18 protein-coding genes are annotated in these 24,406 nt (G+C 72.0%); 8 read left to right on the top strand and 10 right to left on the bottom strand.

Annotated features, from left to right (window positions below; all coding sequences use genetic code 11):
* Positions 1-59 precede the first annotated feature (59 nt).
* From FCN18_RS16080 to FCN18_RS16070, 3 genes are all read right to left on the bottom strand, one after another.
* Positions 60-653, bottom strand: a complete 594-nt coding sequence (locus tag FCN18_RS16080; RefSeq protein ID WP_112274417.1) for an FKBP-type peptidyl-prolyl cis-trans isomerase — start codon at positions 651-653, stop codon at positions 60-62.
* 21 nt (positions 654-674) lie between these two features.
* Entirely contained in the window at positions 675-3,023 is a 2,349-nt protein-coding gene (locus FCN18_RS16075) for an ATP-binding domain-containing protein (protein ID WP_170200561.1), read from the bottom strand.
* Between the two features lie 93 nt (positions 3,024-3,116).
* A complete protein-coding gene (locus FCN18_RS16070) occupies positions 3,117-4,097 on the bottom strand; it encodes a heme o synthase (protein WP_137095500.1) in 981 nt (326 codons plus the stop codon).
* Between the two features lie 322 nt (positions 4,098-4,419).
* Between FCN18_RS16070 and tkt the strand changes: the two genes are divergently transcribed.
* The 7 genes from tkt to FCN18_RS16035 all read left to right on the top strand — a co-directional run bounded on the left by tkt (position 4,420) and on the right by FCN18_RS16035 (position 13,960).
* On the top strand, positions 4,420-6,519 hold the full coding sequence (gene tkt / locus FCN18_RS16065) for a transketolase (protein ID WP_137095499.1): 2,100 nt from the start codon (positions 4,420-4,422) through the stop codon (positions 6,517-6,519).
* 34 nt (positions 6,520-6,553) lie between these two features.
* Entirely contained in the window at positions 6,554-7,669 is a 1,116-nt protein-coding gene (gene tal / locus FCN18_RS16060) for a transaldolase (RefSeq protein ID WP_112274425.1), read from the top strand.
* Positions 7,670-7,676: 7 nt separating this feature from the next.
* Complete coding sequence (locus FCN18_RS16055) at positions 7,677-9,296, top strand: glucose-6-phosphate isomerase (RefSeq protein WP_137095498.1); 1,620 nt, start codon at positions 7,677-7,679, stop codon at positions 9,294-9,296.
* Complete coding sequence (gene zwf, locus FCN18_RS16050) at positions 9,293-10,822, top strand: glucose-6-phosphate dehydrogenase (protein ID WP_112274428.1); 1,530 nt, start codon at positions 9,293-9,295, stop codon at positions 10,820-10,822. Before FCN18_RS16055 ends, zwf begins: the two co-directional genes overlap by 4 nt.
* Positions 10,819-11,793, top strand: coding sequence for a glucose-6-phosphate dehydrogenase assembly protein OpcA (opcA, locus tag FCN18_RS16045; protein WP_112274430.1), 975 nt, complete (start codon positions 10,819-10,821; stop codon positions 11,791-11,793). The genes zwf and opcA overlap by 4 nt, the downstream gene beginning before the upstream one ends.
* Positions 11,790-12,572, top strand: a complete 783-nt coding sequence (gene pgl, locus FCN18_RS16040; protein ID WP_112274432.1) for a 6-phosphogluconolactonase — start codon at positions 11,790-11,792, stop codon at positions 12,570-12,572. The genes opcA and pgl overlap by 4 nt, the downstream gene beginning before the upstream one ends.
* A gap of 167 nt (positions 12,573-12,739) precedes the next feature.
* A complete protein-coding gene (locus FCN18_RS16035; protein ID WP_113643072.1) occupies positions 12,740-13,960 on the top strand; it encodes a sensor histidine kinase in 1,221 nt (406 codons plus the stop codon).
* Positions 13,961-14,018: 58 nt separating this feature from the next.
* Here FCN18_RS16035 and FCN18_RS16030 read toward each other — a convergent pair whose 3' ends face one another.
* From FCN18_RS16030 to FCN18_RS16005, 6 genes are all read right to left on the bottom strand, one after another.
* Entirely contained in the window at positions 14,019-14,360 is a 342-nt protein-coding gene (locus FCN18_RS16030; protein WP_110339356.1) for an RNA polymerase-binding protein RbpA, read from the bottom strand.
* A gap of 56 nt (positions 14,361-14,416) precedes the next feature.
* Complete coding sequence (secG, locus tag FCN18_RS16025; protein WP_112274436.1) at positions 14,417-14,647, bottom strand: preprotein translocase subunit SecG; 231 nt, start codon at positions 14,645-14,647, stop codon at positions 14,417-14,419.
* A 59-nt stretch (positions 14,648-14,706) separates the two neighbouring features.
* Positions 14,707-15,492, bottom strand: coding sequence for a triose-phosphate isomerase (tpiA, locus tag FCN18_RS16020; protein WP_137095497.1), 786 nt, complete (start codon positions 15,490-15,492; stop codon positions 14,707-14,709).
* A gap of 100 nt (positions 15,493-15,592) precedes the next feature.
* Positions 15,593-16,798 (bottom strand): phosphoglycerate kinase, encoded by a 1,206-nt coding sequence (locus FCN18_RS16015; protein WP_112274440.1) that lies wholly within the window; start codon positions 16,796-16,798, stop codon positions 15,593-15,595.
* Positions 16,799-16,801: 3 nt separating this feature from the next.
* Complete coding sequence (gene gap, locus FCN18_RS16010; protein ID WP_112274442.1) at positions 16,802-17,806, bottom strand: type I glyceraldehyde-3-phosphate dehydrogenase; 1,005 nt, start codon at positions 17,804-17,806, stop codon at positions 16,802-16,804.
* A 145-nt stretch (positions 17,807-17,951) separates the two neighbouring features.
* Positions 17,952-19,127 carry a winged helix DNA-binding domain-containing protein gene (locus tag FCN18_RS16005; protein WP_137095496.1) on the bottom strand — a complete coding sequence of 392 codons (1,176 nt, stop codon included), beginning with the start codon at positions 19,125-19,127 and terminating at the stop codon, positions 17,952-17,954.
* 48 nt (positions 19,128-19,175) lie between these two features.
* On the opposite strand from FCN18_RS16005, the gene FCN18_RS16000 reads away from it, so the two are divergent.
* Complete coding sequence (locus tag FCN18_RS16000; RefSeq protein ID WP_113643075.1) at positions 19,176-19,820, top strand: LysE family translocator; 645 nt, start codon at positions 19,176-19,178, stop codon at positions 19,818-19,820.
* A gap of 81 nt (positions 19,821-19,901) precedes the next feature.
* Here FCN18_RS16000 and FCN18_RS15995 read toward each other — a convergent pair whose 3' ends face one another.
* Positions 19,902-24,347, bottom strand: coding sequence for a hypothetical protein (locus FCN18_RS15995; protein ID WP_137095495.1), 4,446 nt, complete (start codon positions 24,345-24,347; stop codon positions 19,902-19,904).
* Between the last annotated feature and the right edge of the window lie 59 nt (positions 24,348-24,406).

Here is a 24,406-nt window from a genome sequence, read left to right as displayed (position 1 = left end):
CGCCACTGCGTTGGTTGAACGCAGTGATGGTGGCCTTCACTGCGAGGTGATCCGGTGGCTCAGCTGCCGGTGGTCACCCGGACGGCCTCGGCGACGACCACGAGGGTCTCGCCGGCGAGCGGGTTGCCGCTCTGCTCGGCGTAGCCGAGGTCCGGCGGCAGCACGAACACCTTGCTGCCGCCCTGCATGATGCCGGTCAGACCCTCGGTGAGGCCCTCGATGTCCTGCGGCTCACCAAGCCGGACGGACACGGGCCGCTCCTGGGCGAACGTGTTCTGCCCGACCTCGCCGTTCGACCAGGCGACGACCTGCAGGTTCACCTCGACGGTGTCGCCGGGCTCGGCGCCGGCGCCGGAACCCTCCGCCAGGTCACGCGTCAGCACGGTCGTCGGCGCCGCGCAGTCCCTCGGGATCTGCACGCGCGGCTGCTCACCGGCGGTGTCGACGGTGAGGTCGGCGGCCGTGCACTCCATCGCGTGCCCGGCGGCGTGCGACTCGGACGCGGAGGCCGAGGCGGACACGGACACCGGAGCCGGGGTGTGCGTCGGCTGCTCGCCAGGCTGCAGGTCGGTCGGCTCCTCGAGAGACGGCGAGCACGCCGCGAGTGCCGTGGCGGCGGCAGCCACGATCATGATCTTGCCAGCATTGCGCATGTGGACACCCTAGCTGGGCGTCTACCGGGCGCTTTGCGCACCTGACAGTGCGGGGATGCGTGGTCCGGTGTGGACGATGCCGAGGCGTTTCGTGGCTCGCGTCAGCGCGACGTAGAGATCGTTGAGTCCGCGCCGGGACTCCGCGACCACCTCGTCGGGGGCCACCACCACGACGGCGTCGAACTCCAGCCCCTTGGCCCGGTCGACCGTGAGCACCGACACCCTCGGGTTGTCGTCCTCGGCCGTGGTCCCCCCGGCGCCGGCCAGCTCCGCCGACAGCGGTCCCTCCAGGCCGGCTGGCACCAGCACGGCCACCGTGCCGCCCTCCACCTCGGCCAGCTCCTGGTCCACAATGGACCGGGCTTCGCCCACGACGGCGTCGCGGGGCAGCTCGCGCTGCCACGGCTCCGTCCCGGTCTCGCGCACCGATGTCGGCGCGCGCAGCTCCGGGGCGATCTCGGCGAGCACCCCGGCTGCGAGGTTCATGATCTCGGCGGGCGTGCGGTAGTTCACCGTCAGCTCCCGCAGGCGCCACCGGTCGGCGACGTAGGGCGTGAGCACGTCCGCCCACGACGACGTGCCCGCTGGCGAGCCGGTCTGCGACACGTCGCCCACGATCGTCATCGACCGGCTGGGGCACCGGCGCATGAGGATGCGCCAGTCCATCGCGGAGAGCTCCTGTGCCTCGTCCACGATCACGTGCCCGAAGGTCCACGTCCGGTCCTGGGCGGCACGCTGGGCGGCGGTCAGCACGCTCGCGGCGTCCTGCCGCTCGGCCAGCAGCTCGGCGTCCAGCACGTCGGAGACCCGGATGCGCTCCTCGTCGAAGATCTCCTCGTCCTGTTCGAGGATGTCGAGCACGCCCTCGGCGTAGGCCTTCTCCTCGCGTTCGCGCTTGGCCCTGCGGGCGCGGATCTCCGTGTCGTCCTCGCCGAGCAGCTCGGCGAGCTCGTCCAGCAGCGGGACGTCGGCCGGCGTCCACAGCGAGCCGGGCAGGCGCAGCAGCACGTCGCGCTCGTCGTCGGTGAGGTGCCCGCGCGTGGCGGAGTCGAGCCGGGCGGGCGAGGTCAGCAGGTCGGCCAGCAGCTCCTGCGGCGTGAGCTTCGGCCACAGCCCGTTCAGCGCGGCCAGCACGGCCGGGTCCTCGGCCAGCTCCTGCCGGATGGTGGCGAGGTCGCGAGCGTCGAGCAGCTCGCCGTCGTCGGTCTCGTCCTCGGCGAGCGGGATGTCGGGCACGTTGTCGAGCACAACGGACTCCAGCCGCTGCGCCGACTGCGCGGCCAGCGCGTCGAGCAGCTCGTCGACGAAGCCGCGGCGCGCGAGGTTGTGCGGCTTGAGGGTGTTCCTCGCCCGCTCCCTCGCCCGCTCGCACGTGGCCCGGTCGAGGGTCAGCGTCTCGCCCTCGACCTCGATCTCCAGCACGTCCTCGGGCACGGTCTGGCGGTCGCGGACGGCCTGGGTGAGCACATCGACCATCGTGAGCCTGCCCTTGATCTCGGCCGCCTCCGGCGAGTCGGCGCCCGTGGCCGCGAGGCCGGGGAACAGCTCTCCGACGGTCGAGAGCAGCACACCCGTCTCGCCCAGCGACGGCAGCACCTGGCCGATGTAGCGCAGGAACGTGCTGTTGGGGCCCACCACGAGCACGCCACGCGTGTCGAGCTGACGCCGGTAGGTGTAGAGCAGGTACGCGGCCCGGTGCAGCGCGACGGCGGTCTTGCCGGTGCCAGGGCCGCCCTGGACCACCATGACGCCGCCGAGGTCGGCGCGGATGATGCGGTCCTGCTCGGCCTGGATGGTGGCGACGATGTCGGACATCGCGCCAGTGCGCCGCTTCTCCAGTGCCGCCAGCAGCGCCGCCTCGCCCGCGAGCCCGAGGTGGTCGCTGCTCTCGGCGGAGCCGAGGTCGAGGATCTCGTCGTCGACGCCCACGACCCGCCGGGTCAGCGTGCGGATGTGGCGTCTGCGCCGCACGCCGTCGGGCGAGGCTGCCGTCGCCAGGTAGAACGGGCGCGACACGGGCGCACGCCAGTCGATCAGCAGCGGCTGATAGTCGTCGTCCTCGTCGAACAGCCCCAGCCTGCCGATGTAGATGGGCGAGTCACCGTCGTGGCCCTCGGCGAAGTCGAGCCTGCCGAAGCACAGGCCCTGCTCCACCGAGCTGAGCTGTGCCAGCCGGTCGCTGTGCGTCGCCGTCGCGGCCTCCCGCTCGGCCTGTGCCTGCGGGCCGCTGCCGCCCGAGCGCAGCGCCTCGGTCAGCCTGCGCGAGGCCAGCTCCCGCTCGGTGTCGAGCTTGGCGTAGAGGAGCGAGAGGTACTCCTGCTCGGCGGCGATGTCGGCGGACTTGCCGTCGTCGGACGGGGACACGGACAAGGGCAGCCTGCTTTCGAACGACGGGAATCGGTGGCCGAGTCATAACGAACACCGGCTCGCGAGAATTCCCCGCCCCGCCGGGCGGCGCCGGACTCAGAAGGGCAGGCCCAGCACCGGCAGGCCGATCGCGGAGTCGACGGCCAGCGCGCAGAACACGATCATCAGGTAGGTGTTGGACCGGTGGAACAGGGCCATCGGCTTGGTCTCCACCCCGCGCCTCACGGAGGAGTGCAGGCGGTGGGCGTAGAACAGGAACCACGCGCCGGCCAGCGCCGCGAAGGACGCGTAGAGCCAGCTCGTCGCCGGGGCGAGCAGCAGCGTCCAGCCGACCATCACCCACGAGTAGATGACGATCTGCTTGGCCACGTGCTGCGGCGTGGCCACCACGGGCAGCATCGGCACGCCGGCCCGCTCGTAGTCCTCGCGGTACTTCATGGCGAGCGCCCACGTGTGGGGCGGCGTCCAGAAGAAGATCACGCCGAACATCACGAAGGCCGGCCACTGCACGGTGCCCTCCACCGCGGCCCAGCCGATCACCACCGGCATGCAGCCGGCGGCACCGCCCCACACGACGTTCTGCGGCGTGCGCCGCTTCAGCACGAGCGTGTAGACGAAGATGTAGAAGAGGATCGTGGCGATCGCGAGCAGCGCCGCCAGCAGGTTCACGGTGAGATAGAGCACCGCGAACGAGGCGCCGCCGAGCGCGAGCCCGAAGATCAGCGCGCCGCGCCTCGGCACCGAGTCGCGAACCAGCGGGCGCCGCTTGGTCCGGTTCATCACCTTGTCGATGTCGGCGTCGATCACGCAGTTGAGCGCGTTGGCGCTGCCCGCCGCCATCGTGCCGCCGAGGAGCGTGGCGAGCGCCAGCCACGGCGAGGGGATCTCGCGCCCCGCGAGGAACATCGCGGGGATCGTGGTCACGAGCAGCAGCTCGATGACCCTCGGCTTGGCGAGCGCGGCGTACGCGCCGACCACCTGGCGGAAACCTCGCCGGCCACCGGCTGGGGACTCACCGGTGGGATGCACGGCGCTGGTGTTCTCACTGCGACCGTGCGCAGCGTGCACCAACGACATTTCGCTCCCTGCGTCAGATCGGGGTCGGCAGCCCTGCCACTGCTCAGCGGCCACTGCCTTGACAGATCGTAGTAGAAGGCGTTCCGGGGCCCCGTGGCGGCATCGCGCGGAAGAGACGTGCGTCGCATGCGGGGCCGCCCGTTGGTGCCCCCGCGAGCAAACCGGGTACCTACTAGGCTGGCCCTCGTCGATCGCGGATCCCGGGTCACCTCGCAAGATTGCAGGATAACGGGCTCCGGATCGATTAAGGTGGGTGGCGGCCGGGCGCCACCGGGTAACCACGAAGAGCTACTACGCGCAATCGACTCAGGAGCCGAGTTCAGTGTCGGAAAACGCCACGACCGCCGAGAACAACCCCCTACTGCGCCGGAACTACCCGGCCGACTGGACCGAGCTGGACACCCGCGCGGTGGACACCGTCCGCGTACTGGCCGCCGACGCGGTGGAGAACTGCGGCAGCGGTCACCCCGGCACCGCCATGAGCCTGGCGCCGGTGGCCTACTCGCTGTTCCAGCGCGTGATGCGGCACGACCCGAGCGACCCGGAGTGGCCGGCCCGTGACCGGTTCATCCTCTCGGCGGGGCACAGCAGCCTGACGCTCTACATCCAGCTCTTCCTCGCCGGCTACGGCCTCGAGATGGAGGACCTCGAGCAGCTGCGCAAGTGGGGCTCGAAGACCCCTGGCCACCCCGAGTACCGGCACACCCCCGGCATCGAGACCACCACCGGACCGCTCGGCCAGGGCCTGGCCAACGCCGTGGGCATGGCGATGGCCGCCCGGCGCGAACGCGGCCTGCTCGACCCCGACGCGCCGCAGGGCGAGAGCCTGTTCGACCACCACATCTACGTGATCGCCTCCGACGGCGACATCGAGGAGGGCGTCACCTCCGAGGCCTCCTCGCTCGCGGGCCGCCAGGAGCTCGGCAACCTCGTGGTGATCTACGACGACAACAAGATCTCCATCGAGGACGACACCAACATCGCGCTGTCGGAGGACACCGCCAAGCGCTACGAGTCCTACGGCTGGCACGTGCAGGTCGTCGACGGCGGCGAGGACGTCGTGGCGTTCGAGCAGGCCATCGAGGCCGCCAAGGCCGAGACCACGCGCCCGTCATTCATCCTGCTGCGCACCGTGATCGGCTACCCGGCGCCGAAGAAGATGGGCACCGGCAAAGCCCACGGCGCCGCGCTCGGCGCCGACGAGGTGTCCGCCGTCAAGGAGATCCTGGGCTTCGACCCGGAGAAGAGCTTCCAGATCGAGAACGAGGTCCTCGCCCACACCCGCAAGGCGCTCGACCGCGGCAAGGCCGAGCACACCAAGTGGCTCCAGTTGTGGGAGTCCTGGGCCGAGGCCAACCCGGAGCGCAAGGAGCTGGCCGACCGCCTGGCCACCCGCTCGCTGCCGGCCGGCTGGGCCGAGAAGCTGCCGAGCTGGGAGCCGGACGAGAAGGGCATCGCCACCCGCAAGGCCTCCGGTGAGGTGCTGTCGGCCGTCGCCGACGTGCTGCCCGAGCTGTGGGGCGGCTCCGCCGACCTCGCCGAGAGCAACAACACCACGATGAAGGGCGCCGACTCGTTCGGCCCCGAGAGCGCCTCCACCGACATGTGGAAGGCCAACCCGTACGGCCGCACGCTGCACTTCGGCGTCCGCGAGCACGCGATGGGCTCGATCCTCAACGGCATCGCGCTGCACGGCGGCACCCGGCCCTACGGCGCCACGTTCCTGATCTTCAGCGACTACATGCGTCCCGCGGTGCGGCTCGCCGCGCTGATGAAGGCGCCGGTCGTCTACGTGTGGACGCACGACTCGATCGGCCTCGGCGAGGACGGCCCCACCCACCAGCCGATCGAGCAGCTGGCCTCGCTGCGCGCCATCCCCGGCCTCAACGTCGTGCGCCCCGCCGACGCCAACGAGACCGCCGCCGCGTGGAAGGCCGTGCTGGAGGACACCGACGCGCCGTCCGGCCTCGCGCTGACCCGGCAGAACGTGCCGGTGCTGGAGGGCACGAACGCCGAGGGCGTCGCCAGGGGCGGCTACGTGCTGGCCGAGGCCTCCAACGGCAATCCCGAGGTCGTGCTCATCGCCACGGGCTCCGAGGTGCAGCTGGCCGTCGAGGCCAGGAAGGTCCTCGAGGCCGACGGCGTTGCCACGAGTGTGGTGTCCATGCCGTGTGTCGAGTGGTTCGACGCGCAGGAGCAGAGCTACCGCGACGCCGTGATTCCGCCGACCGTCAAGGCCCGCGTGGCCGTCGAGGCCGGCATCGCACAGCCGTGGCACCGCTTCGTCGGCGACCGCGGCGAGATCGTGTCCATCGAGCACTTCGGCGCCTCGGCGGATTTCAAGACCCTGTTCCGCGAGTTCGGCTTCACGGCGGAGGCCGTGGTCGCCGCGGCCCGCCGCTCGCTGGAGAAGAACTCCTGACAAACAACTCCCGACTATCAAAGGGGATCACGTCATGAGCAACACCGACCGGCTGGCCCAGCTCTCGCAGGCAGGCGTGTCGATCTGGCTCGACGACCTGTCGAGGGAGCGGCTCACCTCGGGCAACCTCGCCGAGCTCATCCGCGACAAGCACGTCGTGGGTGTCACCACCAACCCGACGATCTTCGCGGGCGCGCTGTCCAAGGGCGAGGCCTACGACGAGCAGGTGCGCGAGCTCGCCGAGCGCGGCGCCGACCTGCACGCCGCGGTGCGCGAGCTGACCACCACCGACGTGCGCAACGCCGCGGACCTCTTCCGCGACGTCTACACCGCCACGAACGGGGTCGACGGCCGCGTCTCCATCGAGGTCGACCCCGGCCTCGCGCGGGACACCGAGAAGACCGTCGCCGAGGCGCAGGACCTGTGGAAGACGGTCGACCGCCCGAACATCCTGGTGAAGATCCCGGCCACCGAGCAGGGTCTGCCCGCGATCACGCGGACGCTCGCCGAGGGCATCAGCGTCAACGTCACGCTGATCTTCTCCGTCGAGCGGTACCGCGCCGTCATCGAGGCGTTCTTCGCCGGGCTGGAGCAGGCCAAGGCCAACGGCCACGATCTCAGGGGCATCCAGTCCGTCGCGTCGTTCTTCGTGTCCCGGGTGGACGCCGAGGTCGACAAGCGGCTGGAGGCCATCGGCACCGACGAGGCGCTGGCCCTTCGCGGAGAGGCCGCGATCGCCAACGCCCGCCTCGCCTATGCGGCGTACGAGGAGCTGTTCGCCTCGCAGCGGTGGGCCGCGCTCAAGGCCGAGGGCGCGAACCCGCAGCGCCCGCTGTGGGCCTCCACCGGCGTGAAGAACCCGGAGTACTCCGACACGCGCTACGTCGACGAGCTCGTGGTGGCCGGCACGGTGAACACGATGCCGGAGAAGACGCTGTTCGCCGCCGCCGACCACGCCGAGATCGTGGGCGACAAGGTGAGCGGCACCGGCGCGCGGGCGCAGGAGGTGTTCGACAAGCTGCGTGCCATCGGCATCGACGTGACCGACGTGTTCCTCACTCTGGAGAACGAGGGCGTCGAGAAGTTCGACAAGTCCTGGGCCGAGCTGCTGGACACCGTCACCGGCCAGCTCGACAAGGCGAAGGGCTGAGCCGGCGATGGCTGGAGAACGGACTTCAGTCACGATCGAAGACACCGCACTCGACACCGCGGCCGCGCCGCTGCTCGACAAGCTCGTCAGCGACGGGGTGGCGAGCAAGGTCGGCGCCCAGGACGCCACGCTGTGGGGCGCCGAGGCGGAGTCCGAGGCGTCCATCCGGCTGTCCTGGACCACCCTGCACAGGAGCTCCCGCCCGCTGATCGGTGAGATCGAGGCCCTGCGCACCGAGCTGCGCTCCGAGGGCGTCGACCGCGTCGTGCTCGCCGGGATGGGCGGCTCGTCACTGGCGCCGGAGGTGATCACCGGCACCGAGGGCGTCGCGCTCACGGTGCTGGACACCACCGACCCCGGCCAGGTCGCCGACGCGCTCGCCGGCGACCTGGACCGCACGGTGATCGTGGTGTCGTCCAAGTCCGGCACCACGGTGGAGACCGACAGCCACCGGCGGATCTTCGCGAAGGCGTTCGCCGACGCGGGCATCGACGCGGCCCGGCGCATCGTCGTGGTCACCGATCCCGGCTCACCGCTGGCGGAGCTGGGCGAGACCGAGGGCTACCGCAAGGTGTTCCTCGCCGACCCGAACGTCGGCGGCCGCTACTCGGCGCTCACCGCGTTCGGGCTCGTCCCGGCCGGGCTCGCCGGCGCCGACGTGGCGCGGCTGCTCGACCAGGCGGCCGGCGTCGCCGACACGCTCACGGCCGACTCGACGGACAACCCGGCACTGCGGCTCGCGGCGGCGCTCGGCGCCGCGCACGCCGACGGCGCCGAGAAGATCGTGCTCGCCGACACCGGCTCCGGCATCACGGGCGTCGGCGACTGGGCCGAGCAGCTCATCGCCGAGTCCACGGGCAAGCAGGGCACCGGCCTGCTGCCCGTCGTCGTCGAGGGCCACACCGCACCCGGCTTCACGAGCGCGGGTTCCGACGCGACCCCGGTCGCCGTCGGCCCCGCGTCGGGTGAGGCCAAGGTCGCCGTCACGGGCCCGCTCGGCGCCCAGTTCCTGCTGTGGGAGTTCGCGGTGGCGATCGCGGGCAGGCTGCTCGGGATCAACCCGTTCGACCAGCCCGACGTGGAGGCCGCGAAGAAGGCGGCCAGGTCGCTGCTGGACGACCCGGCAGCGCTCACCGGCTCCGCCGAGCCGTCGGCGGTGCTCGGCTCCGTCGAGGTGTACGGAGGCGCGGGAACCACCGGAGAGGGTTCGCTGACCGACGTCCTGCGGGAGTTCCTCGACAGCGCCCCCGAGGGCGGCTACGTGGCCGTGCAGGCCTACCTCGACCGGCTCGACGACGCGTCGGCCTCGCTGCTGCGCCCCGAGCTGGCCAAGCGGACCGGGCTGCAGACGACGTTCGGCTGGGGACCCCGGTTCCTGCACTCCACCGGCCAGTACCACAAGGGCGGCCACCCGAACGGCGTCTTCCTGCAGCTCACCGGCACGCCGGAGAACGACCTCGAGGTGCCGGACCGGCCGTACACGCTGGGCCAGCTGCAGCGGGCGCAGGCGCTGGGTGACGGTCAGGTGCTCGCCGCGGGCGGCAGGCCCGTGCTGCGGCTGCACCTCACCGACCGGGCCGCGGGGCTGGCCGAACTGATGCGCGCCGTACAGGAGCTCGCTTCATGAAACGAGGGTGGACCAACCCGCTGCGGGATCCCCGCGACAAGCGGCTGCCGAGGATCGCCGGGCCCTCGGGCCTGGTGATCTTCGGCGTCACCGGGGACCTCTCGCGCAAGAAGCTCATGCCCGCCATCTACGACCTCGCGCACCGTGGCCTCCTGCCGGCCGGGTTCTCGCTCGTCGGGTTCGCGCGGCGGGACTGGGAGGACCAGGACTTCGGCGAGCTCGTGCACGACTCGGTGGCCGAGCACGCCAGGACGCCGTTCCGCGAGTCGGTGTGGAACCGGCTCGCCGAGGGCATCCGCTTCGTTCAGGGCACGTTCGACGACGACGACGCGTTCGACCGGCTCGCCCAGACCGTGCACGACCTCGACGAGGCGCGCGGCACGGGCGGCAACACCGCGTTCTACCTCTCCATCCCGCCGTGGGCGTTCCCCGTGGTCACCAAGCAGCTGGCGCGCTGCGGGCTCGCGGAGTCCAGCGAGGACGTGTGGCGCAGGGTCGTCATCGAGAAGCCGTTCGGCCACGACCTCACGAGCGCCAAGGAGCTCAACGCGGTCGTCAACGACGTGTTCCCCGAGGAGTCGGTGTTCCGCATCGACCACTACCTCGGCAAGGAGACGGTGCAGAACATCCTGGCGCTGCGCTTCGCCAACCAGATGTTCGAGCCGATCTGGAACGCCAACTTCGTCGACCACGTGCAGATCACGATGGCCGAGGACATCGGCCTCGGCGGCCGCGCCGGTTACTACGACGGCATCGGCGCCGCGCGGGACGTGATCCAGAACCACCTGCTGCAGTTGCTTGCGCTCACGGCGATGGAGGAGCCGGTCTCCTTCCACCCGAGAGCGCTGCGCGCCGAGAAGGTCAAGGTGCTCAGCGCCACCAAGCCCGTCGGGCCGTTCGACGAGACCACGGCGCGGGGCCAGTACGCGGGCGGCTGGCAGGGCGGCAAGAAGGTGCCGGGCCTGCTGCAGGAAGGCGGCTTCTCGAAGGAGTCGACCACCGAGACCTACGCCGCGGTGACGCTGGAGGTGCAGAACCGGCGCTGGGCCGGGGTGCCCTTCTACCTGCGCACCGGCAAGCGCCTCGGCCGCAGGGTCACCGAGGTCGCCGTGGTGTTCAAGCGGGCGCCGCACCTGCCGTTCGACTACACGGCAACCGAGGAGCTGGGCGAGAACGCGCTGGTGATCCGGGTGCAGCCGGACGAGGGCATCACGATGCGGTTCGGCTCCAAGGTGCCCGGCACCACGATGGAGGTCCGCGACGTCACGATGGACTTCGGCTACGGCCACGCGTTCACCGAGACCTCGCCGGAGGCGTACGAGCGGCTGATCCTGGACGTGCTGCTGGGCGAGCCGTCGCTGTTCCCCGTGAACGAGGAGGTCGAGCTGTCCTGGCAGATCCTGGACCCGGTTCTGGAGCACTGGGCCAAGCGCGGGGCGCCCGAGCCGTACCAGCCGGGCTCGTGGGGGCCGCCGTCGGCGGAGGCGATGCTGGAGCGTTCGGGTAGGCACTGGAGGCGGCCGTGATCATCGATCTGCCATCGACCACGACGTCCCAGCTCAACAAGAAACTGGTCGAGCTGCGCGAGCGCGGTGGCGCGATCGCGCTCGGCCGCGTGCTCACGCTGGTGATCGCCGCGGAGGACGACGAGCAGCTCGAGGATGCCATCGACGCGGCGAACGAGGCCAGCCGCGAGCACCCGTCGCGGGTGATCGTGGTGGCCAAGGGCGCCCGCACGGCGGCGCCGCGCATCGACGGCCAGATCCGCGTCGGTGGCGACGCGGGGGCCAGCGAGGTGATCGTGCTCCGGCTCTACGGCGCGCTCGCGAGCCAGGGCCAGAGCGCGGTGGTGCCGCTGCTGCTGCCCGACGCCCCGATCGTCACGTGGTGGCCGGGAAGCGGGCCGAAGGCACCGGCGAGGGACCCGCTGGGCGAGCTCGCCCAGCGGCGGATCACCGACTCGGCCGCGGAGAAGAACCCGATCAGGGCGCTGATGACGCGGGCGAAGTCCTATGTCGACGGTGACACCGACCTGGCCTGGACCAGGCTCACCAACTGGCGGGCGCAGCTCGTCTCGGCGCTGGACCTGCCGCCGTACGAGCGGGTCACCGCGGCGTCGGTGACCGGGGAGGCCGACTCGCCGTCCACCGAGCTGCTGGCGGGCTGGCTCGCCGAGTACCTGAAGGTGCCGGTGAAGCGGGTCAAGACCACCACGGCTCAGGGCATCGTGGCGGTGTCGCTGGAGCGCCCCTCCGGCGCGATCGAGATCTACCGGCCCGACGGCCGCACCGGCACGCTGACCCAGCCGGGCCAGCCGACCCGGCGAATCTCGCTGCACCGCAGGGACAACCGCGACTGCCTGATCGAGGAGCTGCGCAGGCTGGATCCGGACGAGATCTACGAGGCCGCGCTGCTGGGACTCGGCAAGCTGTCGGCGGCCCGCAAGAAGCCGGCGGCCGGCAAGGCCGCCGCGACGAAGACGAAGGCGAAGGCATGAACCCGGCCTCGGAGGTGGTGGTCTACGCCAACCCCGGTCTGCTCGCGGCCGCGTGCGCGGCCCGGCTGGTGACGAAGCTGGTGGACCTGCAGGCCGCCAGGGGGTCGGCGTCGCTCGTGCTGACCGGAGGGGGCACCGGGATCGCGATCCTGGAGCAGCTGCGCCACTCCCCCGCACGGGACGCGATCGACTGGGCGCGGCTCGACCTGTACTGGGGCGACGAGCGGTTCGTTCCCGCGGACGACCCGGAGCGCAACGAGAAGCAAGCGCGCGAGGCGCTGCTGGACCACGTGCCGGTGGACCCGGCACGGGTGCACGCGATGGCGCCGTCAGACGGCGAGTTCGGCGACGACCCGGACGCGGCGGCGGCCGCCTACGCCGACGTGCTGGCCGCGAACGCGCGGCCGGAGGACCACGGCCCGGTGCCGACGTTCGACGTCATGCTGCTCGGCCTCGGCGGTGAGGGCCACACGGCGTCGATCTTCCCCGAGTCGCCCGCCGCGTACGAGAACGAGCGGTCGGTGGTGGCGGTGCGCAACTGCCCGAAGCCGCCGCCCACCCGCGTCTCGCTGACGTTCCCGGCGATCCGCAGCGCGGCCGAGGTGTGGCTGGTGACCACGGGCGAGGCCAAGGCCGACGCCGTGGCGCTGGCGCTCTCGGGTGCGGGCGAGGTGCAGCTGCCGGTGGCGGGCGCGCGGGGCAGGCGCCGCACGCTGTGGCTGCTGGACAAGGCCGCCGCGGGCAAGCTCGGCGACGTGCCGACATCGCCTCGCGTGTAGGCGGTTTTCACCGGCACACGCCACCGTTTCCCCTGGCCCCGCACACACGGACGCGCGACACCGTGTGTGCGGGGCGTTAACTTCCGCACACTTTTTCAGGTTTTCGCGTCCCAAACCCGTCCTCATGACCTCTCATTGTCGAGTCCACAAGACGAGAGGTCCAAGCCATGACCACAGAGGGAATGACCATCCCCGGGGTTTCGGTCGGCGGCCCAGGCGCGGGGGCCGCCGACCGCGCGCGGTCGCGCCGGACGACCGTCCCGAGAGCGACGACAGCACTGTGGAACCACCCTGGCGTGCGCAAGGTCGCGGTCGACGCGGCCGTCATCCTCATCGCCGTACTCGACGTCTGGCTGGTGATCCCGGAAGGCGCCGAAAAGTACTCCGTCTGGCTCTCCGCGGCGAGCTGCGTGGCGCTGGTGGCGCGCCGCTGGCTGCCGTTCACGGTCGTGCTGCTGACGTTCCCCGGGTTCATCGCCGGGTGGGCGCAGCTGGCCGCGATGATCGCGCTGGGCTACCTGGCGACCCGCAAGCAGATGCACTGGCAGACCTGGGTCGGCGCGGGGCTCGTGTGGCTGTCCAGGTTCGTGCTGTGGCCGCTGCCGGACTTCGTCGCGCTCACGTGGCGCGAGCACGCCCTCTCGGCCATCTACGGCGTGATCGTCGCCGGGATGCCGGTGGCGATCGGCCTGCTCATCGGGGCGCGGCAGGAGCTGGCCGCCCGGCTCGCGGAGCTGGCGGCCAGCCGCGACCGGGAACGCAAGCTGTACGCCGAGACCGTGCGCGCGGACGAGCGGGCCCGGCTGGCGAGGGAGATGCACGACGTCGTCTCCCACGACATCACCCTCATCGCCATGCAGGCGGGCGCGCTGGCCGCCATCAGCCCGAGCGGCGACGCGGAGCGCACGGCCCGCACGATCCGCCAGCTGTCCACGCGCACTCTGGAGGAGTTGCGTGCGCTCGTGGGCGTCCTGCGCTCCGGCACCGAGGACGACGGCCCGCAGCCCGACCTCGCGGACCTCTCGGAGCTCATCAGGGCCGCGGACGTGCCGGTGCAGCTCGCCGTCGAGCGGGTGCCGGAGGACCTGCCGCCGAAGGTGTCCGCGGCGGCGTACCGGACCGTCCAGGAGTGCCTGACGAACGTCCGCAAGCACGCACCGGGCGCGACGGCGTTCGTGCGCCTGCGCGGCGATCAGGAGGGCCTCTCGGTCGAGGTGAGCAACGACCGGCCGGACGAGCCGCACGGCGGCGCCGACGAGTTCCCCTCCGGCGGCTACGGGCTCACGGGCCTCGCGGAGCGGGCGCGCCTGCTCGGCGGCACCTTCGAGACCACGCCGACGCCGGACGGCGGCTGGCGGGTGGCCGCGAAGTACCCCGTGTCGTTCTGACTCTGGGCACGATGACGGCCGCCGGGCGGGTGCCCGGCGGCCGTCGTCGAGCCGACTCTCAGATCTGGCGGCGCTGCCGCAGCCGCTCCAGCGCCTCGGCGAGGATGGCCTCACCGTCGGCGTCGCTGCGCCGCTCCTTCACGTACGCCAGGTGAGTCTTGTACGGCTCCGTGCGCGGAGCCGCGGGCGGGTTCTGCTCGTCCTGTCCGCCCGGCAGCCCGCACCGAGGGCAGTCCCACTCCTCCGGAACCTCGGCATCCATCGCGAACGACGGCCGGGATTCATGCCCGTTGGCACACCAGTAGGACACCCGGCGCCTCGGAGCGGCCTCCCCACGCTCCGACTCGCCGGAGGGACCCGCCCCGACTCTCGTGCCTCGAATCGCGTTACCGCCAACCATGCTTCCTCACACCCACCAGTGAAGTTGACGTACCCCGCCAGGCACGCCGATTCCGATCAGATCTTCAGCAGCAGACCGAGACCGATGATGGAGATGATCCATACGGCGCCGAGGCCGAGCGTGATGCGGTCGAGGTTCTTCTCGGCCACGCTCGACCCGGCCAGGCTCGACTGCATACCACCACCGAACAGGGAGGACAGCCCGCCACCGCGGCCACGGTGCAGCAACACCGCAACGATCAGCAGCACGCTGGTCGCGATCAACAGGATCTGCAGGAAAAGCTTCATGTCATCCTCTGTGTACTGCGGGTGGCGGGGGTACCCAGAGTAGCGGGTCCCCACTGAGATCAGGGTAGAGGCCCTCCGGCGGCGAGAGCGCACAGTTTCGTGAACTCTTCACCGTCGAGGCTGGCGCCGCCCACGAGCGCGCCGTCGACATTGTCGCACTTGATCAGGTCGGCGATGTTGCCCGACTTCACCGAACCGCCGTAGAGCACGCGGACCTGCTCGGCCACCTCGGCGCCGTACTTCTCGGTGAGCGCCGTCCGCAGGGCCGCGCACACCTCCTCGGCGTCCGCCGGGGTCGCCACACGGCCGGTGCCGATCGCCCACACGGGTTCGTAGGCGATGACCGTGTTCTGCACCTGCTCGGCCTTGAGCCCCTTCAACCCGGCGATGAGCTGCGCGGTCGTGTGCTCGATGTGCCCGCCGGCCTCGCGCACCTCCAGCTGCTCGCCGACGCAGAGGATCGGCGAGAGCCCGTGCTTGTGGGCGGCCCGCACCTTCTTGTTCACGATCTCGTCGGTCTCGGCGTGGTACTCGCGCCGCTCGGAGTGACCGACAACGACGTAGGTGCAGCCGAGCTTGGCGAGCATCGGGCCCGACACGTCACCGGTGTAGGCCCCGGAGTCCTGCGGCGCGAGGTCCTGCGCGCCGTAGGTGAGCAGGAGCTTGTCGCCGTCGACCAGCGTCTGCACGCTGCGGATGTCGGTGAACGGCGGGAGGACGGTGACGTCGACCTTGGCGTAGTACTTCTCGGGCAGCGAGAAGGCGATCTTCTGCACCAGGGCGATGGCCTCGAGGTGGTTGAGGTTCATCTTCCAGTTGCCCGCGATCAGTGGCTTGCGGCTCACGCGCGTACCTCCCGCTCGTCGAGGGGGGTCTGGGGTGGAGCGGAGCTCCCCCCAGGAATTGGACACGGCCAGTTGCCCGCGATCAGCGGCTTGCGCGCCATCAGGCTCCTTCACTCAGGACCGCCACGCCGGGCAGCTCCTTGCCTTCGAGGTACTCCAGCGACGCGCCGCCGCCGGTGGAGATGTGCGAGAAGCCGTCCTCGGGCAGGCCCAGCAGGCGCACCGCGGCGGCCGAGTCGCCACCGCCGACGACGCTGAACGCCGACGAGCCGGCGATCGCCTGCGCGACCCCGCGGGTGCCCTCGGCGAAGGGCGCCATCTCGAACACGCCCATGGGCCCGTTCCAGAAGATCGTCTCCGCTCCGGTGATGGCGGCCGCGAACGCGGTGGTGGTCTCCGGGCCGATGTCGAGGCCCATCCAGCCGTCCTCGATCTCCGTGGCGGCCACGGTGCGGGTGGCGGCGTCGGCGGCGAACCTGTCCGCGGCGACGACGTCGACCGGCAGCACGAGCTTGCCGCCCGCCTCCGCCAGCAGCCGCTTGCACGTGTCGACCATGTCGGTCTCCAGCAGCGAGCTGCCGACGCCGTGGCCCTGCGCGGCGAGGAACGTGAAGCACATGCCCCCGCCCACGAGCAGCCGGTCGACCTTCGGCAGCAGCGCCTCGATCACGGCGAGCTTGTCGGAGACCTTCGAGCCGCCGAGTACCACCGCGTAGGGCCGCCGCGGGTCACCCGTGAGCTTCGCGAGCACCTCCAGCTCGGCGAGCACCAGGCCGCCCGCGTAGGCGGGCAGCACGCGGGCCACGTCGTACACGGAGGCCTGCTTGCGGTGCACCACGCCGAAGCCGTCGGAGACGAACGCGGCGCCGGGGACGAGCCCGGCGAGCTCGCGGGCCAGCCCGGCCCGCTCGCCCTCGTCCTTGCTCGTCTCGCGCGGGTCGAAGCGCACGTTCTCCAGCAGGGCCACCTGGCCGTCGGCGAGCGAGCCGGTGACGGCCTTCGCCTGCTGGCCGACGACGTCACCGGCCAGCTGGACCTCGGCCCTGAGCAGCTCACCGAGCCGCGCGGCGACCGGGCGCAGCGAGTACTTCTCGTCGGGTGCGCCCTTCGGCCTGCCGAGGTGGGCCGTGACGACCACCTTCGCGCCCGCGTCGGCGAGGCGCTCAATGGTCGGCAGGGCGGCCCGCACGCGGCCGTCATCGGTGATGGTGGCGCCGTCGAGCGGCACGTTCAGGTCCGAACGCACCAGCACGTACCGCCCGGAGACACCCTCGGACAACAGGTCGTCGAGTGACTTGAGCGCCATCGGTCAGGACAGCTTGGAGCCGACGAGGCCGACGAGGTCCACGAGGCGGTTGGAGTAGCCCCACTCGTTGTCGTACCAGCCGAACACCTTGACCTGGTCGTCGATGACCTTCGTCAGCGGCGCGTCGTAGATGCACGAGGCCGGGTCGTTGACGATGTCGGACGAGACGATCGGGTCCTCGCTGTAGCGCAGGATGCCCTTGAGCGGGCCCTCCGCGGCAGCCTTGTAGGCCTCGTTGATCTCTTCGACCGTGGCCTTCTTGGTCAGGTTGACCGTGAGGTCGGTGATCGAGCCGGTGGGCACGGGGACGCGCAGCGAGTAGCCGTCCAGCTTGCCGTTGAGCTCCGGCAGCACCAGGCCGATGGCCTTCGCGGCGCCGGTGGAGGTCGGCACGACATTCAGCGCGGCGGCGCGAGCGCGGCGCGGGTCCTTGTGCGGGCCGTCCTGCAGGTTCTGGTCCTGCGTGTAGGCGTGGATGGTGGTCATCAGGCCCTTTTCGATGCCGAACGTGTCGTGCAGCACCTTGGCGAGCGGGGCCAGGCAGTTGGTGGTGCAGGAAGCGTTGGAGATGATCGTCTGCGAGCCGTCGTAGAGCTTGTCGTTGGCGCCGAGCACGACGGTCAGGTCCTCGCCCTTGGCGGGCGCCGAGATGATGACCTTCTTCGCGCCGCCCGCGATGTGGGCCTTGGCGGCGTCGGCGTTGGTGAAGAAGCCGGTGGACTCCACGACCACGTCCACGCCGAGGTCACCCCACGGGAGGTTGGCCGGGTCGCGCTCGGCGAGCGCCTTGATGGTCTTGCCGCCGACGACGATGCCCTCGTCGGAGACGCTGACCTCCTCCGGGTAGCGGCCGAGGACGCTGTCGTACTTGAGCAGGTGGGCCATCGTGGCGACGTCGCCCAGGTCGTTGAACGCGACGACCTCGATGTCGTGGCCGCTGGCCTGCACCGCGCGGAAGAAGTTGCGGCCGATGCGGCCGAAGCCGTTGACGCCTACGCGAACCGTCACTGCTCTTCTCTCCTCAAGGGTTCGACCCGGCCGCAGCCGGGGCTACACATCTTCGGGTTCAACCGCCACCCTAGCGTGCCTGGCCAGGGCGGACCCTCATCCCCCGACCGAGACGTCCCCCACCTCGAAGCATTCAGCGAATCGATCAAGAAGACAGCTCTTTCTCGACCGGTGTGCGGAATCTCGGGACCACCACGACGTCGCCGAGCCACGCCGTCAGCCGGGCCGCCTCGGCCTCGATCGCGGCGACCGCCTCGGCTCCGGGATCCTCCAGCAGCCGGACCACGACCTCGCCGTCCGGGCGTTGCGCCCAGCCGCCGACGATCCGGCCGTCGCTCCACACCGTCGGCCCGATGTTGCCGGTGCGGTCGAACAGCGCCGCCCGGTGCTCGCCGACGAACCAGCCGCGCTCGGCCCAGCCCATCGCGGTGGGGTCGAGCGCGGGCAGCAGCGCGACCCACGGCTCCGGTTCCGGGACCGGCCCGGCGTCGTCGGCCAGCACGATGCCCGGGATGCCGTCCATGTCGACGGCGACGGTGTCCAGCGCGGCCAGCGCCTGCTTGGCCTGTCGCGCCGTCCAGCCCGTCCACCACACCAGGTCGCTCACCTGCGCGGGACCGAAGGCCCCTAGCCAGCGCCGCGCCAGTTCCACCCGCGCCGCGGCGGGGTCGAGGTCGCCGAGCCCGCCCGGCAGCCACTTCTCCGCCGGCGCCCACTCGTACTGCGTCGACAGCCACGTGCCACGCGGGCGCCCGCGCACGATCCGCCCGCTCACGGCGAGCAGGAACAGCACCCGGTTCGTGACGTAGCCCCGCGACTCGTACGGCTTGCCCTGCGCCATGACGATCTCCGTGCGCAGCCTCGGCTCGTCCTCGGCCAGCTGCGTGGCGTGCGCGGTGCCCCGCGTCTCGAGGGCGCGCACGGTGGCGTCCTCGACGTCGCGCAGCCACGCGTCGAGGCCGGGGATGCCCGTCTGCTCGAGGTGCTGCAGGAGCAGCCGCCGCTGCTTGCGCTCGATGTCGACGGCGCAGCCCGCCTGCACCAGCGGAGCCACCTCCGCGGGCACGACGAACATCGTGCGCCGCATGCCCAGCATCCGCACCAGCGAGCGCCGTTCGTACAGCGCGTGCTCGACCGCGCGCACCTCCGGCTCGGCCATCCTCGCCGCCGCCGCGAGGTACACGCTCCCCGGGTCGGTCGCGTGCAGCGCGAGGAGGCTCTCCGCGACGTCCTCGGGAGTGCCCGCGCGCGCCGATCGCGCGAGCCGGTGCCGCACGCCCAGCCGCGCCCGCCGCTCGGCGACGCTCACGTTCCGTGTCACGGCGCTTTCCTACCACCGCCCCCCGACAATGGCCGTAGCCTCTGACGCATGGTCTCCGCGAGCCAGCTGGCCGCCTTCGCCGCCCTCACGTTCGTCATGGTCGTCGTCCCCGGGCCGAGCGTGCTGTTCACGATCAGTCGCGCGCTCACCGTCGGGCGGCGCGATGCGCTGCTCACCGTGCTCGGCAACGCCACCGGGGTGTACGCGCAGGTCGTCGCCGTGGCCTTCGGGCTGGGCACGCTCGTCGAGCGCTCGGCGACGGTGTTCACGATCGTCAAGCTCGCCGGCGCGGCCTACCTGGTGTACCTGGGGGTGCAGGCGTGGCGGCACCGCCGCTCGCTCGCCGACGTGTTCCGCGCTGGGATCGAGGCCACGCGGGGACACACACTGCGGGTGCTGCGCGACGGGTTCCTGGTGGGTTTCCTCAACCCGAAGTCGATCGTGTTCCTGGCCGCCGTGCTGCCGCAGTTCGTGAACCAGCAGGCCGGGTCTGTGCCGGCCCAGATACTGGTGCTGGGCATCCTGCTGCCGGTGATCGCGGTGCTGTCGGACAGCGCGTGGGCGTTCGTCGCGGGCACGGCGCGGGACTGGTTCGCCCGCTCGCCGCGCAGGCTGGAGCTGGTCGGCGGCGCGGGCGGCCTCACGATGATCGGCCTCGGCGCCACCCTCGCCTTCACGGGCCGCAAGGACTGACCCCGCAGTCCCCCAAGGCCACCTTTGTTGCGTTGAGCGCAACGAAGGTGGCCTTGGGGGACAGTTAGCGCACCTGTGTGGTCAGCCGGTGGCGGCGGGCTTGGCGTAGAGGCGGGTCGCCGAGAGGCGGGCCACGCCGTCCGGCTCAGCCAGCTCGTCGAGCTGCTGCCGCAGCGTCGCCTCCACGGACAGGTACTTGCGGCCCGCCCGCAGGTCGGCGTCGTTGCGCAGGCGGATGATGAGCGGGAACTCGCTGAGCGCCCCGGCGTCGAACAGGCCCGTCGTGTAGATCAGCTGCACGCCGAGGGCCTTCGCGACGGCCCGCTGCAGTTCCAGCAGGTAGCCCGCCGAGGCACGGCCGATCGGGTTGTCCAGGAAGAGCACTCCCGAGTGCGGGTTGCGCATCTTGCCCCGGTTGTTGGCCCGCAGCGCCGCGAGCGTGCAGTACAGGATGATCGCCGCGGTGAGCTGCTGGCCGCCCGAGAACACGTCGCGGATCTCCGACACCCGCTGCCGTTCGGTCCGCAGCACCGAGTCCGGCTTGAGCATGTCGACGCGGTAGCCCTTCGGCACCGCGGCCTGCACGCCACGCAGCAGCAGGGACATGCCGTCGCGCTTGACGTCCCTGCCGTCGCTGGTCTTGCCAGCCGCGGCCTCGTCCACCACCTCGCCGAGCCGCTCGGCGAGCTCGGTGCCCTCCAGCTCGGTGAACCGGATCCGCAGGAACTCCTGGCCCGACCAGTCGCCGAGCCCGTCCGGCAGGCGCGACACGCGCTGCGCGGAGCGCAGGGTGCGCAGCGCACCCTCGACCATGCTCTGCAGCCGGGTGATGATCCCGGAACGGTGCCGGTCGATCTGGGCCAGGTCGTCGGTCAGCGTGCGCAGCCGGGGACGCAGCGCCCGCGCCCACTCCTCCGCGTGCTGCGGCAGGTTGTCGCGGCGCACGGAGATCACCTGCTGGCGCACCGGCGTCGTGAGCTTCTCGAACCGCTTCTCCGTCGCGTACTGGGCTAGCGTGTCGGCCGCCGCGCGCACCCGCCTCTCCGACTCGTCGACGGTCTCCTGCGCACGCGCGAGGCTCGCGCTCAGCTCGCCATAGCGCGCACGGGCGGTGTCCACGTCGGCGTCGTAGACCTGGTCCGGCTCGCCGGAGGGCAGATACGGGGCCAGCGACTCGGCGAGCAGCCGGAAACCGGACGCCGAGTGGCGCGCCGAGTCCAGCGAGGCCTGCGCGGCGGCCCGCTGCTCCCGCAGCTCCTCCCACTTGCGGGCGGCGGCGGAGACCTCGGCCGCCGCGGCGTCGATCAGCTCCCGGCCGTGCTCGACGTCGCGGGGCTTGTCGAAGGAGTCGAGCGGTCCGTGCTGCCGGGGCAACTGGTCCAGCTCGGCCCTTCGCGTGGCGAGCAGGCCGATCACCTCGGCGCGCTCGTCCTCCAGAGCCGACACGGTCCTAGCCGTCCTCGCCTGCGCCGCGGCCCTCGCCGAGGCGTCCGAGCCGTCCGGGGTCTCCAGCAGCTCCCCGGCCAGTGCCCGCACGGCCTCGGGCAGGTTCTCCAGCGCGGCCCTCGCCGAGGACTCCGCGCTCTCGGCCTGTTCCAGCTCGGCGCGCAGGTCGCTGCCCACCTCCACCTTCGCGTACGCCTCCGCGGCCGAGGCGAAGGCCCGGCGAAGCGCGTCCACCGGCTCGGCGGGTGCGGCGTCCTCTTCGGGCACCGAGCCGCCGCCGGGCACTTCGGCGAGCTCCGCCCTCGCGGTGCTCGCGGTCCTGCGGTGACCGTCGGCGGTGCGCTGATGCTCGGCGGCGCGTTCACGCAGCCGCGCGGCCTTGGCGCCCGCCTCCAGGGCCCTCGCCTCGGCGCGGTCGGCGATCTCCCGCGCGTGCCCGGTCTCCTCGGTCCACTGTGGAACGCGTGCCGCCCGGCCCGCGAGCTCCTCCAGCCTGCGGGCCTTCTCCTCGGCCTCCCGCAGGGTTGCCCGCAGCGCCGGGACGCGCTCGCGCGCCGTGTCGCGAATGGACGTCAGCCGCTCCAGCCGTGCCTCGGCCTCGGCGACGGCGGCGTCCGCGGCGTCGCGCGCGGCGACGGCGGCCTGCGCCTGCTCGGCGAGCACCGCGATGCTGCCGGGCGGGTAGTCCTCGCGCCACGTGGTGAGCTTCCACGACAGCGCGGCGTCGGCGCCGATCGACTCCTCCAGCCGCGCGAGCCGCCGGTGCCGCTCGGCCTGCCTGCGCGCGATGGCCTCGCGTTCGCTGTCGGCGGCCTCCTCGTCGTACATCGCCGGGTTGGGCGGTACGAGGAACTCCACGCCCGGCGCGGCGTCCAGGTCCGCGTCCGCCAACGCGGCCGTGACCCCGACCGCGATCGCCGCGCTCGGCAGCAGCCGCTGCTCGGTCAGCACCTCACGCGCCCTCGGCAGGTGCCCGGCGTCGTTGAGCAGCACGCCCGACACCAGCTGCGGCGCCAGGCGCAGTGCCTCCGCCCGCCGCTCGGAGTCCAGTTTGGACAGATAGCGCCAGCCGGACCACGCCGTGATGCCCGCGGCCTCCAGCGCGTCGAGCGCCGCCTGCACCTCCTGTGGCGGCGGCAGCAGGCCGCCCGAGCCGAGCGCGCCCAGCGCGCGCTCGTCGAGCGACTCCTCGATGCGCAAGGCGGTCTGCTCGCTCTCCGCGGTGGCACGGGCCTCGCGCAACCGGTCCAGCAGCGCCGGGGTGTCGGTCTCCAGCGCGACGTCGCCGGTGCCGAGCAGCTCGCCGAGCCGGGCCTCCGCGGCGAGGCTGTCGGTGCGCCGGTGCGCGCGCTCCAGCTCCTCGGCGGCGCGCTCCGCGCGGTCGCGCGCCGACCCGGCCGTGCGGTGCGCCTCGTTGACGGCGGCCTGCGCGGCGCCGAACTCCTCGGCGACCCGCTCCAGCTCGGCCTCCCTGCGCGCCAGCTCCGCGGTGGCGGTCTCGGCGGCGGCGCTCGCGATCCTGGCGGCCTCGGCGACGTCGGCGCCGGAGGCCAGCAGTCCGTCCTTGCTCGCGCGGGCGATCTCGGCGCGGACCTCCTCGATGCGGGCGGCGAGCCCGTCGGCCTCGGCACGCCGGTTGGCCGCGGTGCCGGTCGCCTCGTCCCGCTCGCGCTGCGCCTGCTCGGCCTCGGCCCGCGCCGCCTCGGCGGCGCTCTCGGCCTCGTCGGCCTGCGCCTGCGCCTCACGAGCAAGGCCCAGCAGTCCCCTGGCGAGCGCGAGAGCGGCGGCGTTCTTGGCCTCCAGCGCGGGCTGGGCCTTCTGCTCACGGCTGCCCACGAGCTCACGGATGTCGCGGGCCCTGCGGGTGGCGTTGAGGTGGGTGAGCACGGTGCCGGTCTCGCGCCACGCCTCGGCGAGGGTCTTCGCCTCGGCCAGCTCGGCGTCGACGCGCTCCTTGCTCGCCCGCGCCTCGTCGAGCAGCAGGCTCGCGACCGTACGCCGCAGCTCGGTCACCACGGCGGAGAGGCGGCGGTGGTCGCCCTCGGCCAGCTTCTCCGCGTCGCCGACCTCCTCGACGTGCGCCTCCAGCCCCGCGAGCCGCTCGTTCTCGATGCGGTCCCGCGCGGCGATCCGCCCGGCGAGCGTCTCCAGCTCGCCGCGCGCGGAGGCCGCGAGCTTGCGGGAGGCGGCGGCGAGGCGCTCCTCGTCGGTCAGCGGCGTCAGCAGGTCCAGCGCCCCGGCCACGAAGTCGCGTTCGGACATCAGGTCGCCGCGCTGGGCGAGATTGTGCGCGTAGGTGGCCACCACCTCGGCGAGGTCCTTCGGCTCGTCCTCGGTCACCACGGCCCGCAGCAGGAACTCGACGAACGCCTCGTCGGTGTTGAACGCGAACGCGTCGGCGGCCTCGCCCTCCCCCGCGTTCATCGCCCGCTGGTAGCGGAACAGCTCGGTGTCGAGGCCCAGCAGGTCGAGGCGCTCGGTCCACTCGTGGTGCCTGCGCGTCCAGAACAGCTCCAGCTCGGGCACTTCGGCGTGCAGCTCGTTCAGCCGGTCGTGGAAGCCGGACATCGTGAGCAGCCTGCCGTCGGCCGTCAGCGGCAGCGTGTCGAGGCCCACCGACGTGCTGGGCCGGAAGCAGTACCAGGAGTCGATCAGGTTCGCCGGATCGGAGGACGCGACGTGACCGCGCCACTCCGACGCCTTGCCGGTGATCACGCGCTCGCCGGTCTCGGTGTGCTGCCACTCGAGCACCACATGGGCGACGTCCTTTGCGCCGACGAACTTCTCCAGCACGCGCGTGTTGGTGGTACCGACCACCTGCCGCCTGCCCGGCAGCATCACGGAGAAGATCAGTTTGATCAGCACCGACTTGCCGCCGCCGTTCTCCAGGAACAGCACGCTGGCGGGCGACGACCTGCGTGGCAGGCCCTGTTCGGCGCTGTGAATGCCCGCGCCGAACAGCGCGTCCTGCTTCGGCGCGGTGATCACCTCGCCGACACCGCTGAAGTCCAGCACCACATCCTGGTAGCGGGCACCGCTCGGCCCCACGGAGTGCAGCCGCACCCGCGACAGCTCGTACATGTACTTCCCCCTACCTTCGGCGGCCCCGCGCGCGCTCAGTGGCCCGCTCGGGTGCCTCC

It is taken from the genome of Prauserella endophytica (assembly GCF_005146945.1).
Taxonomy (GTDB): Bacteria; Actinomycetota; Actinomycetes; order Mycobacteriales; family Pseudonocardiaceae; genus Prauserella_A; species Prauserella_A endophytica.
Note: the sequence above shows the minus strand (reverse complement) of the source record. Positions and strands in the feature narration are given on the sequence as shown.